The 13,636-nt window shown below is 73.4% G+C and carries 12 protein-coding genes; 8 read left to right on the top strand and 4 right to left on the bottom strand.

Translation table 11 applies throughout. The features are described from left to right. The first annotated feature begins 122 nt into the window (after window positions 1–122). Genes EV385_RS24795 through EV385_RS24785 form a run of 3 tightly spaced genes read left to right on the top strand, consistent with a single transcriptional unit; the run spans window position 123 to window position 2,458 of the window. Complete coding sequence (locus tag EV385_RS24795) at window positions 123–602, top strand: PH domain-containing protein (RefSeq protein WP_242625351.1); 480 nt, start codon at window positions 123–125, stop codon at window positions 600–602. Further along, window positions 599–2,056 carry a PH domain-containing protein gene (locus EV385_RS24790; RefSeq protein WP_130511634.1) on the top strand — a complete coding sequence of 486 codons (1,458 nt, stop codon included), beginning with the start codon at window positions 599–601 and terminating at the stop codon, window positions 2,054–2,056. Before EV385_RS24795 ends, EV385_RS24790 begins: the two co-directional genes overlap by 4 nt. Window positions 2,057–2,065: 9 nt before the next feature. Beyond that, window positions 2,066–2,458, top strand: a complete 393-nt coding sequence (locus tag EV385_RS24785; protein WP_130511633.1) for a thioesterase family protein — start codon at window positions 2,066–2,068, stop codon at window positions 2,456–2,458. Between the two features lie 159 nt (window positions 2,459–2,617). On the opposite strand, the gene EV385_RS24780 is transcribed toward EV385_RS24785, so the two are convergent. Beyond that, window positions 2,618–3,556 carry a PfkB family carbohydrate kinase gene (locus tag EV385_RS24780; protein WP_130511632.1) on the bottom strand — a complete coding sequence of 313 codons (939 nt, stop codon included), beginning with the start codon at window positions 3,554–3,556 and terminating at the stop codon, window positions 2,618–2,620. A gap of 178 nt (window positions 3,557–3,734) precedes the next feature. Here EV385_RS24780 and EV385_RS24775 point away from each other — a divergent pair, with 178 nt between their 5' ends. Continuing rightward, window positions 3,735–5,204 carry an aminopeptidase P family protein gene (locus EV385_RS24775; protein ID WP_130511631.1) on the top strand — a complete coding sequence of 490 codons (1,470 nt, stop codon included), beginning with the start codon at window positions 3,735–3,737 and terminating at the stop codon, window positions 5,202–5,204. Between the two features lie 12 nt (window positions 5,205–5,216). On the opposite strand, the gene EV385_RS24770 is transcribed toward EV385_RS24775, so the two are convergent. Further along, window positions 5,217–5,681: a DUF6174 domain-containing protein gene (locus tag EV385_RS24770; protein ID WP_130511630.1), complete on the bottom strand. Its 465-nt coding sequence runs from the start codon at window positions 5,679–5,681 to the stop codon at window positions 5,217–5,219. Between the two features lie 159 nt (window positions 5,682–5,840). Between EV385_RS24770 and EV385_RS24765 the strand changes: the two genes are divergently transcribed. From EV385_RS24765 to EV385_RS24755, 3 genes are all read left to right on the top strand, one after another. Beyond that, window positions 5,841–7,778: a glycosyltransferase family 4 protein gene (locus EV385_RS24765; protein WP_130511629.1), complete on the top strand. Its 1,938-nt coding sequence runs from the start codon at window positions 5,841–5,843 to the stop codon at window positions 7,776–7,778. Between the two features lie 145 nt (window positions 7,779–7,923). Beyond that, complete coding sequence (locus tag EV385_RS24760; RefSeq protein WP_130511628.1) at window positions 7,924–10,707, top strand: aconitate hydratase; 2,784 nt, start codon at window positions 7,924–7,926, stop codon at window positions 10,705–10,707. 81 nt (window positions 10,708–10,788) lie between these two features. Further along, window positions 10,789–11,034, top strand: a complete 246-nt coding sequence (locus tag EV385_RS24755) for a DUF2630 family protein (RefSeq protein ID WP_130511627.1) — start codon at window positions 10,789–10,791, stop codon at window positions 11,032–11,034. A gap of 4 nt (window positions 11,035–11,038) precedes the next feature. Here EV385_RS24755 and EV385_RS24750 read toward each other — a convergent pair whose 3' ends face one another. After that, window positions 11,039–11,587 carry an RNA polymerase sigma factor gene (locus tag EV385_RS24750; protein WP_207229919.1) on the bottom strand — a complete coding sequence of 183 codons (549 nt, stop codon included), beginning with the start codon at window positions 11,585–11,587 and terminating at the stop codon, window positions 11,039–11,041. A gap of 46 nt (window positions 11,588–11,633) precedes the next feature. Between EV385_RS24750 and EV385_RS24745 the strand changes: the two genes are divergently transcribed. Next, window positions 11,634–12,977, top strand: a complete 1,344-nt coding sequence (locus EV385_RS24745; RefSeq protein ID WP_130511625.1) for a serine/threonine-protein kinase — start codon at window positions 11,634–11,636, stop codon at window positions 12,975–12,977. Here EV385_RS24745 and EV385_RS24740 read toward each other — a convergent pair. Then, window positions 12,968–13,630 (bottom strand): hypothetical protein, encoded by a 663-nt coding sequence (locus tag EV385_RS24740; RefSeq protein WP_130511624.1) that lies wholly within the window; start codon window positions 13,628–13,630, stop codon window positions 12,968–12,970. The genes EV385_RS24745 and EV385_RS24740 overlap by 10 nt on opposite strands. Window positions 13,631–13,636: the final 6 nt, after the last annotated feature.

The raw sequence follows: 13,636 nt of genomic DNA, 5'->3' as shown, positions 1-13,636 counted from the left end.
GCGTGGCCGAACCCTCGCCCGTCGCCGAGCCCTCGCCCGTCGCCGGACCTCCGCCCGTCGCCGAACCCTCGCCCGTCGCCGGACCTCCGCCCGTCGCCGAACCCTCGCCCGCGACCGACCCGCTGGAGCCGTGGCCCGACACCGTCGCCTGGCGCCAGATTTCGCCGCGGCTGATCACTGTGGAACTGATCTCCCGGGGCGCGTTCGCGGCCGTGGTGCTGCTGGGCCTGCTCGTCGGACGGCTGCTCACCGGGCACTCGTGGTGGCTGGCCGGTATGGCGGTCGTCGTGGTGTACGCGATCTGGCGCTCGATCACGACCGTCCGGGCCGTCCGCGCCTGGGGATACGCCGAACGCGACAACGACCTGCTGGTACGGCACGGCCTGCTGGTGCGCCGGCTGTCCATCGTCCCGTACTCCCGCATGCAGTACGTCGATGTCACCGCCGGTCCGCTGGAGCGGGCGTTCAATCTCGCGACGGTGCAGCTGCACACCGCGGCGGCCGCCAGCGACGCCCGGGTGCCCGGCCTGCCGCCCGAGGAGGCCGCCCGGCTGCGCGACCGGCTCACCGCGCTGGGCGAGGATCGGGCCGAGGGCCTGTGACCACCGCTGACGCCTCCCTGCCCGCCGGGCCGCCCCCGGCGGACGAGCCCGCTCAGCAGGCCCAGCGCGCGGAACCGGACGGCTCCGGTCGACCGCCTGGGCTGCCGTCCGACGGGTCACCCCCGGTGCCGGAGCCGCGCCGGCGGCTGCATCCGCTGAGCCCGCTGCTGCACGGCGCCAAGTCGCTCACCGTGATCGTGGCCGCGCTGAGCTGGCAGACGCTGTCGCAGGTGGGCCCGGAACGCTTCGCCATCGTGGTGGCCGTCCTGGCCGTCGGCGCGGTGGTCCTGTCGGTGGTCAGCTGGCTCAACACCGGCTACCACGTGGTGGGGCGCGAGCTGCGCATCGCCGACGGGCTGCTGTGGCGGCGCAACCGGGCCATCCCGCTGGAGCGCCTGCAGTCCGTCGAGCTGCGCCGCCCGCTGCTGGCCCAGCTCACCGGCCTGGCCGAGTTGCGGCTGGAGGTGGTCGGCGGGGGCAAGACGGAGGCGCCGCTGGCGTACCTGACGGTCCGGGACGCCACCGCCCTGCGCCAACGCCTGCTCGCCCTGGCCGGCCACGCCCCCTCGTCCGCCGCGGCGCCGGACCGTACGGTCGCCGCCACGGCGCGGCCCCTGCTGGCGGTCGACAACACCGACCTGATCGTCAGCCAGCTGCTCACCCCGCAGGCGCTGCTCCTGCCGATCGGCATCACGGGCGTCACCCTGCAGTTCGTCCTCGACGGCAGCTGGACGTTCGTCGGCATCGCCAGCACGGTCACGGCGATGGTCGGGGTGCTCCTGCAGCCGGTCCGGCGGATCCTGCGGGACTGGGCGTTCCGGCTGGGCCGCGACGCCGAGGGCCGGCTCGCCGTCCGTCAGGGACTGGTGGAGACGCGCAGCCAGATCGTGCCGTTGCACCGGGTGCAGTCCGTCAGCGCCACCTGGCCGCTGCTGTGGCGGGCGAAGGGCTGGCTGCACCTGCGCCTGGACGTGGCCGGGTTCGCGGGCCCGCAGGAGCGCGACGACACCGGTTCGGACCGGCTGATGCCGGTCGGTGACCTGGCCACCGCCCGCGCGGTGGTGTGGGAGGTGCTGCCCGGCGCGGATCTGCTGGCGATGCCGGTGACGGCGCCGCCCGCGCGGGCCCGGTGGCTGCACCCGTTCACGCTGCGGTACCTGGGGGCCGGGCTGGCGCCCGGTGGCTTCGTCACCCGGTGGGGGCGGCTGACCCACGAGCTGCAGCTCGTGCCGTACGCGCGGCTGCAGAGCGTCCGGGTGGTGCAGGGTCCGGTGCAGCGGCTGCTGGGACTCGCCACGGTGCACGCGGACACCGCGGGCGGGCGGGGCGCGGCCGCCCGCGACCGGGATCTGCACGAGGCGTGGGCCCTCGCGGCGCAACTCGCCGAGCGTGGCCGCCAGGCCGCGGCCGCCGCCCCGGATGACGTGTACGGGCGGCGATCCGTCGCACCTTAAGCTGAGCCGATGGAGCTTCCGGAGTTCGCCCCCGGTCTCACCGCCCGGGTGGAGTTGACCGTCACCGATGCCGACACCGCCCAGGCCCTCGGCTCCGGCGACGTGCCCGTGCTGGGCACTCCGCGCGTCCTCTCGCTGGCCGAGACCGCGACGGTCGCGGCGACCGCGCGCCAGATGCCCGGCGGGGTGACCACGGTCGGTACGCGCGCGGAGGTCGAGCACCTCGCCCCCACGCCGGTCGGCCGCCGGATCACCGCGCTCGCCACCCTGGCGAAGGTGGACGGCCGCAAGCTCGGCTTCGAGGTGGTCGTGCGCGACGGCGAGGAGATCGTCGCCGAGGTCCGGGTCGAGCGGGTCCTCCTGGACCGTCAACGCTTCATCGCCAAGGCCCAGGGCGCCTGAGCACAGCCGGCGCCCCACACCGCCGGTCGCCCGAGCCACAGCCGACGCATCGAAGCAGCCGAGCGAGGGCAGCGGCCCGGACCTTGAAGGGTTCGGGTCCGCTCCGAACCCGAACTCCTCAAGTTCGCGCCGCGGCCACGCCGCCGGGAGGGGCCACGGTCAGGGCAGGTCGCCCCAGCGACGGGTGAGTTCGTCCGGGGCGGGCATCGCCACCGCGCCGCCGGGCCGCTCACAGACCAGGCCCGCCACGGCCAGCGCGAAACGTACGTGGCGCAGCCAGTCGGCCAGGTCGGCGGGCGTGCCCTCGGCCAGCAGGCGCCGGACGAGTGCCGCCATCACCGAGTCGCCCGCCCCGGTCGCGTCGACCGCGGACACCGCCGGGGCCGGCAGCGTCGTCGCGCCGTCCGCCGTTGCCACGTGGGCGCCCGCCGCACCGGCGGTCACCACGACCGCGGCCGCGCCCAGCCGCCGGATCCGCTCGGCGGCCGCGGCGGGCTCCGCCCCGTCGTACAGCAGGCGCGCGTCGGCGGCGCTGAGTTTGACCAGGTCGGCCGTGGCGATGAACTCGTCGGTCAGCTCGCGCAGGGCCGCCACCGCGGCGGGGCCGGGCAGCAGCGTGGGGCGCACGTTCGGGTCGAAGACGCGGATCGGGCCGGGCGTCGCCCAGGCGGCGCGGGCGGCGGCCCGGAACGGCTCGCGCAGCAACGCGATCGAGCCGGTGTAGAGCACGGCCGCTCCGGCGACGAGTTCGGCGTCGAGGTCGCCGGGTTCGAGCAGCGCGTACGAGGGGGGCTCGCCGTAGAAGGTGAAGGTGGGTTCGGCGCCGTCGAAGGTGGTCAGGGCCAGCGTCGTGGGCACCGGCACGCGCCGCACCCCCCGGACCCCGACCCCGGCCGTACGCAGGAAATCGGCGATCCGGTCCCCCAGCGTGTCGCCGCCCAGCGTGCCGACGTACTCGGCGTGGCCGCCGAGCCGGGCGACGCCGACCGCAACGTTCAGCGGGGCTCCGCCGATCGCCGGGCGGTAGGTGACCTCGCCGTCGCGCTCGGTCTCCAGCAGATCCATCAGCGCCTCGCCGAGCACCACCGAGTAGCCCATGTCGCACCTTTCGACGTCGCGAGCGGCCGTGTGGTCAGCCTTGCGGCCCGGCGGGGTGAAAACCGCTTAGCGCACTGTATATCCCGCTCTGGGAGCTTTGAATTGCCGCAAACGGTCACCCACTGTTTCCCGACGCGAGGCGGTAACGTCGGCTACCGAACCGACGGGAGGATGAGGCATGGCCGAGCAGAGCGACGGCACCACGCAGGCCAAGACGGAGTCGCATGACCCAGATTTCCCGGAGGCGTTCCTGCAGTTCATGCGCGGCGGGTGGCGAGACGACTCACGCACCGTGACACCGCTGCCCGAGGCGCCGAACTACGCCAAGCGCCGCAACGCCCTGTCCGAGGCGTTCCCGGGCGAGACCCTGGTGATCCCGACGGGCGTGGAGAAGGTCCGGGCCAACGACACGGACTTCCACTTCCGGCCCGGCAGCGACTTCTTCTACCTCACCGGTGACCACGGCCCGAACGGGGTGCTGGTGCTGCGCCCGAGCGGCTCGGGCCACGACGCGGTGCTGTACTCGCGCCAGCGTTCGTCGCGGGACAACGACGAGTTCTTCCGCAGCCGCGACGGCGAACTGTGGGTCGGGCGCCGTCCCACCCTCGCCGAGAAGTCGACGGAGCTGGGCATCGAGACCGCGCCGTACGGCGAGCTCGGCCGGGCCCTGGCGGACTGCGCGCCCGCCCGTACCCGGGTGCTGCGCGGCCTGGACCCCAACGTGGACCGGGCCGTCCTCGCCTACGAGCCCGGCGCCGACGCCCCGCGCGACCGCGAGCTCGCCCACGTCATCAGCGAGTTGAAACTGGTCAAGGACGAGTGGGAGATCGGCCAGCTGCAGCAGGCGGTCGACGCGACGGTCCGCGGCTTCGAGGACGTGGCCCGGGTGCTGCCCGCCGACCGGGGCGTCCGGGAGCGGCTGCTGGAGGGGGTCTTCGGGCTGCGGGCGCGGTTCGAGGGCAACGACGTCGGCTACAGCTCCATCGTGGGCGCGGGGGCGCACGCGACGATCCTGCACTGGGTCCGCAACGACGGCGTCACCCGCCCCGGCGAACTGCTGCTGATGGACATGGGGGTGGAGGGCCGGAACCTGTACACCGCGGACGTGACGCGTACCGTGCCGGTGTCGGGCACCTTCACCCCGCTGCAGCGCCAGGTGTACGACATCGTGCTGGCCTCGCAGCAGGCCGGGATGGACTTCATCCGGCCGGGCGTCAAGTTCCACGACGTGCAACTGGTCTGCATGCGGGTCCTGGCCGAGGGCCTGCACGACCTGGGCCTGCTGCCGGTCAGCGTGGACGAGGCCATGTCGGAACAGTCCTCGGTGTACCGCCGCTGGACCCTGCACGGTTTCGGGCACATGCTCGGCATCGACGTGCACGACTGCAACGCGGCGCGCAAGCAGGCGTACCGCGACGGTCCGCTCGGCGAGGGGTACGTGCTGACCGTGGAGCCGGGCCTGTACTTCCAGCCGGAGGACGACCTGGTGCCCGACGAGCTGCGCGGCATCGGCGTCCGGATCGAGGACGACGTGGTGGTCACGGCCGACGGCTGCCGGAACCTGTCCGCGGGCCTGCCGCGTACCGCCGACGACGTGGAGTCGTGGCTGGCCACCCAGCGGGCGGCCGGTCCCCGCCTGCCCGAATAGCGAGGATCAGGGTCAGGACGCCGGCGCGTACTCGGAGACGAGGAAGCACGATCCGTCGGCGTCCTGCTGGCCCGAGACGCTGAAACTCACCGCCGTGGGGTGCCCGTCGGCCGGGTCGAACGTGGTGGTGACGGCGCCGCCGTCGTCCGCGGCGGTCTGCGCCAGGGTGAGCAGCTCACCGAGCGACGGCACCTCGATCTCCTCCTCGCCCGCGGCGGTCCGGCCGTCGATCCGTTCGGTGCGCACGACCTGCCCGTCCTGGACCGCGACGCGGTAGCGGCCCAGTGACGGGCCCTGCGCGCAGCGCCGCTCGACCACGAATCCGTACGCGGCGGGCTCCTGCCAAGGCGGCGGTGAACCCGCGGTGGTCGGCGCGGACGAGCCACCCGCGAAGGTGGGGTGCTTCGGCGGGGACGACGTGCACGCCCCGAGCGCCACGACCACCGCAAGACCACACAGCGTCACCTTCAGCCGCACCCTGACCTCCGACTCCCCGCTGCCGTCCGCCGTCGCGCCGGCACCCCCAGATCCGACCGGGGAATCTATCACCGGCGATCACGGACCGAACTCGGTGCGACACAGGTGGCCGATGGGCGCTAGCGTGTGTCCTCGGCGAACGGGGAGGCACCCGCAGGAATGAAGATCCTGTTTCTGATCAACAACGCGTTCGGCATCGGCGGCACGATCCGCACGACGTTCAATCTGGCCGGCGCGCTGGCGGCGCGCGGACACGACGTCGAAGTGCTGAGCACCCTGCGTAACCGTGACGTGCCGCAACTGCCGATGGACCCGGCGATCCGGCTGACGTCGCTGGTGGAGACCCGCCCCGAGCACGCCGAGCACTTCGCCAGCTCGTCGCTGCGCGGCCAGCCGGCGCTGGTGTACCCGAAGGCGGACTACCGCTCCGGGGACTACGACCTGTTCGTCGAGGAGAGCTACCGGGCGTTCCTGCGCGCCAGCGACGCCGACGTGGTGATCGCCACCCGGGCCGGGCTGGTGGCGTACGCGGCCCAGTTCGCGCCGAGCCGCATGATCCGGATCGGCCAGGAGCACCTGACCCGGCGCCAGCAGCGCAAGGCGATGCGCGAGGAGCTGCCCCGGCACATCAAACGGCTGGACGCGTTTGTCACGGTCAGCGCCCGCGACGCCGAGGACTACCGGGCGCACCTGGGCCGGCTGGGCCGTACGGAGCTGCTGTTCATCCCGAACAGCGTGCCGCAGCCGGCGCTGCCGCCCTCGGACGGCAGCTCGCGGATCGTGGTGGCCGCGGGCCGCCTGGTCGCCAGCAAGCGCTACGACGTGCTGATCCGGGCGTTCGCGAAGGTGGTCGCCGACCACCCGGACTGGCAGCTGCGGATCTACGGCGGCGGTACGGAGAACGCGGCGCTGCGCCGCCTGGTGCTGGAGCTGGACCTGCACAACCACGTGCTGATGCCCGGCGGGTTCGCCCCGATCGACTCCGAGTGGGCCCGGGGCAGCATCGCGGCGGTCCCGTCGGACCGGGAGCCGTTCGGGATGACGCTGGTGGAGGCGATGCGCTGCGGCCTGCCGGTGGTCAGCACCGACGCCCCGCACGGGCCCCGCGAGATCCTGCAGGACGGCGTGGACGGGCTGCTCACCCCGGTCGGGGACGCCGACGCCATGGCGCAGGCGTTGCTGCGGATGATCGGCGACGCCGAGCTGCGCACGGCGATGGCCACGGCCGCGCTGGCGAACTCGGCGCGCTACGACCCGGACCCGATCGCCGCCCAGTACGAACAGTTGTTCGAACGGGTGGCCGCCCGCAAGCGGTGGTTGCGCTGGCTGGGCGCCCGGCCGCGGCGGGGTTCGGCACCGGACCCGCTGGGCCCGGTGCCGACGCCGGGGCAGCCGGTCGTCGATTGCACCGTGACCGCGGACGGCGAGGTGCTGCTGTACCCGGCGCGCGACCTGGCGGGCGACGCGACGCTGCGCTGGCGCCGGATCGGTGACGACGGCGCGCAGCCGCGTGAGCTGGCCCAGGACGGCCACAGCGTGCGCCTGGGCGATCTGCCCGAGGGGGCGTGGGAGCTGCGGCTGCAGGACGGCCGGCCGGTGGCGGCGGGGATGCGCGACACCCGGACGCTGACGCATCCGGAGCCGCCGGGCGACGGTGGGGTGACGGTGCACCTGCCGTACCGCACGCCGGACGGGACGTTCGCGGTGCGTAGCTGGCGCCGGGCGGTGCACGCCGAGGTCGGTGCGGTCTTCGCCGACGACACCGGGCTGCACGTGGAGGGCCGGCTGATCGGGGCCGAGTTCGGCACCCAGGCGCCGGTACTGCGGGCATGCGACGGCGAGGCGGTCCACGAGGAGCCCGGCCGGGCGCCGTCGCCGACCCGGTTCCGGATCTCGGTGCCCGCGCTCGCGCCGGGCACCTGGCAGCTGTGGCTGGAGTACGCCCCGGGGGCCCCGGCGGTGCGGCTCGGCCGGTTCCTCGACGACGTGGCCGACAAGCGCACCGCGTACGTGCTGCCGGCGGCCGAGGTGGGCGGCGCGCGGCTGCAGCCGGAGTACACGGGCGAGAACGAGCTCTCGGTGCGGATCGATTCCTGACCCCGGGTTGCACCCAATAGCAAGACGGACGTACGGTTTACAGGCAACCTGAAACCGCTGGTTAGGGCTGCCTAACTGAGCGGCGGCAGTCGCCCGTGCGACAGACTTGCCGAGGAAAACTCACGCTGGGTGTGAAGGAGATGACGTGGCCAGCCTCGACACCTTCGGTGCGAAGAGCCAGCTGCGCGTCGCAGACGCGAGCTACGAGATTTACGCGATCGACAAGGTGGAGGGCCACGCGCGGCTCCCGTACTCCTTGAAGATCCTGCTGGAGAACCTGCTGCGGACCGAGGACGGCGCCAACATCACCGCCGACCACATCCGGGCGCTCGGCGGCTGGGACCCCACCGCCGACCCCAGCGTGGAGATCCAGTTCACCCCCGCCCGGGTGCTGATGCAGGACTTCACCGGCGTGCCCTGCGTCGTCGACCTCGCCACCATGCGCGAGGCCGTCAAGGCGCTCGGCGGCGACGCCACCAAGGTGAACCCGCTCGCCCCCGCCGAGATGGTCATCGACCACTCCGTCATCGCCGAGCTGTTCGGCCGCGAGGACGCGTTCGCCCGCAACGTCGAGCTGGAGTACCAGCGCAACCGCGAGCGCTACCAGTTCCTGCGCTGGGGCCAGACCGCGTTCAACGAGTTCAAGGTCGTGCCGCCCGGCACCGGCATCGTGCACCAGGTCAACATCGAGTACCTGGCCCGTACGATCATGGAGCGCAACGGCGTCGCCTACCCGGACACGGTCGTCGGCACCGACTCGCACACCACGATGGTCAACGGCCTCGGCGTACTCGGCTGGGGCGTCGGCGGCATCGAGGCCGAGGCCGCGATGCTGGGCCAGCCGGTCAGCATGCTGATCCCGCGGGTCGTCGGCTTCAAACTCTCCGGCGACATGCCCGCCGGCACCACCGCCACCGACCTCGTGCTCGTGATCACCGAGATGCTGCGCAAGCACGGCGTCGTCGGCAAGTTCGTCGAGTTCTACGGCCCCGGCGTCTCCGCGGTGCCGCTGGCCAACCGCGCCACCATCGGCAACATGTCGCCGGAGTACGGCTCCACCGCCGCGATCTTCCCGATCGACGGCGAGACCATCAAGTACCTCAAGCTCACCGGCCGCAGCGAGGCCCAGGTCGCGCTGGTCGAGGCGTACGCCAAGCGGCAGGGCCTGTGGCACGACCCGGCCGCCGAGCCGGACTACTCCGAGAAGCTCGAGCTGGACCTGTCCACGATCGAGCCGTCCCTGGCGGGCCCGAAGCGGCCGCAGGACCGCGTGCCGCTGAACAGCGCCAAGTCGATGTTCCGCGCCGCCCTGGTGGACTACGTGGACACCAACGGCGTCGAGGGCGCCGCCGACGAGGCCAGCGCCGAGTCGTTCCCGGCCAGCGACCCGCCCGCCAACACCGGCGACGACCCCGCCGACAAGCCGCACGAGCTGATCAGCGCCGCGCGCGGGGCGACCGGGCGGCCCAGCAACCCGGTGCGGGTCACCGGCGCCGACGGCAGCGTGTACGAGCTGGACCACGGCGCCGTCACCATCGCCGCCATCACGTCCTGCACCAACACCTCGAACCCGCAGGTAATGGTCGGCGCGGCGCTGCTGGCCCGCAACGCGGTCGACCGCGGCCTGTCCCGCAAGCCGTGGGTCAAGACCACGCTCGCGCCGGGTTCCAAGGTCGTCATGGACTACTACGACCGGGCCGGGCTCACGCCGTACCTGGACAAGCTGGGCTTCAACCTGGTCGGCTACGGCTGCACCACCTGCATCGGCAACTCCGGGCCGCTGCCCGAGGAGGTGTCCGCGGCCGTCAACGCCAACGACCTCACCGTCGTCAGCGTGCTGTCGGGCAACCGCAACTTCGAGGGCCGGATCAACCCGGACATCAAGATGAACTACCTGGCGTCCCCGCCGCTGGTCGTCGCGTACGCGCTGGCCGGCACGATGGACATCGACCTGGTCAACGAGCCGCTGGGCACCGGCTCCGACGGGCAGCCGGTGTTCCTCGCCGACATCTGGCCCAGCGCCAAGGAGATCGAGGACGTCATCGGCTCCGCGATCGGCGCTACCGCGTTCTCCGACGCGTACTCCGACGTGTTCGCCGGGGACGAGCAGTGGCAGTCGCTGCCCACCCCGACCGGGGACACGTTCTCCTGGGACGCCGAGTCGACCTACGTGCGCAAGCCCCCGTACTTCGAGGGCATGGCCGCGCAGCCGCAGCCGGTCACCGACATCGCCGGTGCGCGGGTGCTGGCCAAGCTCGGCGACTCCGTCACCACCGACCACATCTCCCCGGCCAGCACGATCAAGCCCGACTCCCCCGCCGGGAAGTATCTGGCCGAGCACGGGGTGCCCCGGCACGAGTTCAACTCGTACGGTTCGCGGCGCGGCAACCACGAGGTGATGATCCGCGGCACGTTCGCCAACATCCGGCTGCGCAACGAGCTCGTGCCGGGTGTGCAGGGCGGCTTCACGGTCAACCACCTGACCGGCGAGCAGACCACCATCTACGACGCCTCGGTCGCGTACCAGAACGCGGGCGTCCCGCTGGTGATCCTGGCCGGCAAGGAGTACGGCTCCGGGTCCTCGCGCGACTGGGCGGCCAAGGGCACCATGCTGCTCGGCGTCCGTACCGTCATCGCCGAGTCGTACGAGCGGATCCACCGCTCCAACCTCATCGGCATGGGCGTGCTGCCGCTGCAGTTCCCGGCGGGTCAGAACGCCGCGTCGCTGGGGCTGACCGGCACGGAGACGTTCACCGTCACCGGCGTCGAGGAGCTGAACTCCGGCACCACGCCGCGCACGGTGAAGGTCAGCACGGACACCGGGGTGCAGTTCGACGCGGTGGTCCGCATCGACACGCCCGGCGAGGCGGACTACTACCGCCACGGCGGCATCCTGCAGTACGTGCTGCGCAAGATGCTCGCGCACTGACCTGACGCAGTACCGATGCCCCGCCGTCCGCTGACGGCGGGGCATCAGCGTGTCGGGCCCCGGATGCCTAGGCTCTTAGGCATGGATGACAAATCAACGCTGAAGCAGATCCACGGCCTCGTCGAGGAGGAACACGAGCTGCGCCGGCAGCTCGCCCGCGGCGAGATCAGCAGCGACGAGGAGCACGCCCGGCTCAAGGAGCTGGAGGAGGCCCTCGACCAGTGCTGGGACCTGCTGCGCCGCCGCCGCGCCGCCCGCGACCAGGGCCAGGACCCAGACGCCGAGCAGGCGCGTTCGGTCGGCGAGGTCGAGGGCTACCTGCAATAGCGGTTCAGGCGTGCTGCAGCAGGTGGCCCCGCAGGTCGGTGCGCGCCTGGTGGATGCGGGACTTGACCGTCCCCTCCGGGATGCCCAGCTGCGCGGCGATCTCGCGGTACTCGAGCTGGCAGACGTCGCGCAGCACCAGCGGGGCGACCAGGTCCGGCCGGCGCTGCTCCAGCCGGTTCAGGGCGTCCAGAAAGTCCAGCCGGGACCCGGCGATCACGCTGGTGGTGCGCGGGTCGGGCAGGTCGACGGGCGGCACGTCGTGGGACTGCTCGCGGGCCCGGCGCCGCAGCGTGCGGTACGTCTGGCGGGCGCTGTTGACGACGACCACGTGCAGCCAGGTGGTGAAGCGCGACCGGCCCTCGAAGCGACCGATCGTGCGGGCGACCTGCCACAGCACGTCCTGGCAGGCTTCCTCGGCGTCCTGGTAACAGGGCAGGAAACGGGCGCAGTGCCGCAGCACCCGCGGCCGGATCAGGGCCAGCAGGTCGTCCAGCGCGCCCGCGTCGCCGTCCGCGGCCCGCCGGGCCAGGATCTCCAACTGATCGTCAGACATGCGTCCCCCCATAGGTCACCGCTGGCCCGCGCCCCACAATGGAAGCATGTCGATGCCAGCCCGGATCGGGCGTTACCTCGTCGTGCGCCGGCTCGGTTCGGGCGCGTTCGCCACGGTCTGGCTGGCCGAGGACGAGGCCCTCGAGTCCCCCGTCGCGATCAAGGTGCTGGCCGACAACTGGGCACACCACCCCGACGTGCGCGCCCGCTTCGAGCAGGAGGCGCAGGTGCTGCGGCGGGCCGACTCCGAGCGGCTCGTGCGCATCCACGACATCGGCGAGCTTCCCGACGGGCGTCCGTACCAGGTCATGACGTACGCGGCCGGGGGCAGCCTGGCCGAGCGCCTCACCGGACGCCCGATGCCGCTGCGTACGGCGCTGCGGACCACGGCCGCGATCGCCCGCGCCACCATGGACCTGCACGAGGCGGGTGTGCTGCATCGCGATCTCAAGCCGTCCAATGTGCTGTTCGGCACGGTGCGCGGCGCCGAGCGGGTGCTGGTGGCGGATCTCGGTCTGGCCAAGGCGATCGCGTTCGCGTCGGGCTTCACCGTCGTGGCGGGCACCCCGGGCTACATGGCGCCCGAGCAGCTGCGCCCGGGCGGCGGCCTGGACGTCCGCGCCGACGTGTACGCGATCGGGGTCATGGCATACCAGATGCTCACCGCCCGGGCCCCGAACAGCGGACCGCTCGGCGCGCCGTCGCGGCTGCGCCCCGGTGTGCCGCGCGAGGTCGACCGGATCGTGCTGCGCGCGCTGGCCGCCGAGCGGGACCGCCGCTGGCCCTCGGCGGCCGCCCTGGCCGACGCGCTGGAGTCGGCGGCGGCCCTGGCCGACGCGCGGGTCGAGGCGGCCGCCGACCGGCCCGTTCGCCGGGCGCTCGGGCGGGCGGCCGGTGCGGTCGTCGCGGGCACCGGGCTCGCCCTGCTGGGCGGCGCCGCCCCGGCGCTGGGCACCCCGGCCGGCTGGGTCCGGGTGGCCGACGCCGAGGGTGCGCTGTCGGTCGCGGTCCCGGCCGCCTGGGCCGGAGAGATGCGCGACGCCGGCTGGAACCCGGCGGCCGCCGGGCTGCCGTCCGGCCACCGGCCGGGTCTGTCGATCGCGGCCGACCTGACCACCTGGCGCGCCGAGTACGGCGGCGGCCCCGGCCTGTTCGCCGGAACCGCCGCCGGGCTCAGCCGTGCCAAGCTGCCGGAGCACCCCCGTTGTACCCGACAGCCCGAGCGTCCGATCGTCAGCGCGGGCCGGACCGGGCGGCTCACCCGGTGGACCGGCTGCGCCGGCACCGCGCTGGCCTACAGCGAGGCCCTGCTCGGCGACGTGTACGTGCAGATCAAGCAGACGGAAGGCCCGGACCTCACGGAGCAGATCCTGGACGGGCTTCACTCGTAGCAGCCTGCGTCCCTGTCCTGCAGCGTCAGGTCGGTGACCTTCCCGTCGCGCCAGGCCAGCCGGTAGTACGCCCCCCTGTTGCCGGGCACCTCGGTGAACGCGATCCCGGCGGGATCGCCGAGGCCGCCGCCCTGCGCCGCGCGCAGCTTCGGGTACGCGCGCCGCGCGCCGGCCCAGGAGCTGCCCAGGCGGATCCCCTCGGGGGTGCGCAGGTTGCCGTACGCGTCGACGATCACGACGCCGAAGTCGGCCATGGCGTACACGAGGCCGCCGCCGTCGGCGGAGGCGCCCCGCAGCCGCGACATCCGGCACAGGCCGCCGTCGGACCACGCTCCGATCAGGCCGGTGGCGCTGGCCTGCCGCTCGGTCATGCCGAGCGTCAGCTTGCCCAGACCGTCCGGTCCGAGCGTCGCGGGCGGTGGGGCCGGTGGGGGCACCGATGGCTTCGATGCCGGGGGTGGGGCTGGTGTGCGGGAGGCCGGCGTGCGGGAGGCCGGCGTGCTGGGGGCCGGCACCGCCGGGGCGGTCGTGGTCGGAGCGGCGGTGACCGGTCCCGCGCTGCCGTCGACGCGCGGGACCGCGGGGTCGCAGCCGGTGAGCAGGGCCGCGGTCGGCAGCAGGACGAGGGCGGTGAGGAGTGGGGCGACGCGCATGCGGAT

The sequence above is a fragment of the Krasilnikovia cinnamomea genome, from assembly GCF_004217545.1.
In the GTDB taxonomy this organism is placed as follows: Bacteria; Actinomycetota; Actinomycetes; order Mycobacteriales; family Micromonosporaceae; genus Actinoplanes; species Actinoplanes cinnamomeus.
Note: the sequence above shows the minus strand (reverse complement) of the source record. Positions and strands in the feature narration are given on the sequence as shown.

What these genes read in the sequence shown, in the direction of transcription:
- EV385_RS24785 (WP_130511633.1), top strand. Translation starts at nt 2,066, where the DNA reads ATGGAGCTTCCGGAGTTCGCCCCCGGTCTCACCGCCCGGGTGGAGTTG.
- EV385_RS24765 (WP_130511629.1), top strand. Translation starts at nt 5,841, where the DNA reads ATGAAGATCCTGTTTCTGATCAACAACGCGTTCGGCATCGGCGGCACG.
- EV385_RS24750 (WP_207229919.1), bottom strand. Translation starts at nt 11,587, where the DNA reads ATGTCTGACGATCAGTTGGAGATCCTGGCCCGGCGGGCCGCGGACGGC.
- EV385_RS24740 (WP_130511624.1), bottom strand. Translation starts at nt 13,630, where the DNA reads ATGCGCGTCGCCCCACTCCTCACCGCCCTCGTCCTGCTGCCGACCGCG.
- EV385_RS24775 (WP_130511631.1), top strand. Translation starts at nt 3,735, where the DNA reads ATGGCCGAGCAGAGCGACGGCACCACGCAGGCCAAGACGGAGTCGCAT.
- EV385_RS24780 (WP_130511632.1), bottom strand. Translation starts at nt 3,556, where the DNA reads ATGGGCTACTCGGTGGTGCTCGGCGAGGCGCTGATGGATCTGCTGGAG.
- EV385_RS24755 (WP_130511627.1), top strand. Translation starts at nt 10,789, where the DNA reads ATGGATGACAAATCAACGCTGAAGCAGATCCACGGCCTCGTCGAGGAG.
- EV385_RS24745 (WP_130511625.1), top strand. Translation starts at nt 11,634, where the DNA reads ATGTCGATGCCAGCCCGGATCGGGCGTTACCTCGTCGTGCGCCGGCTC.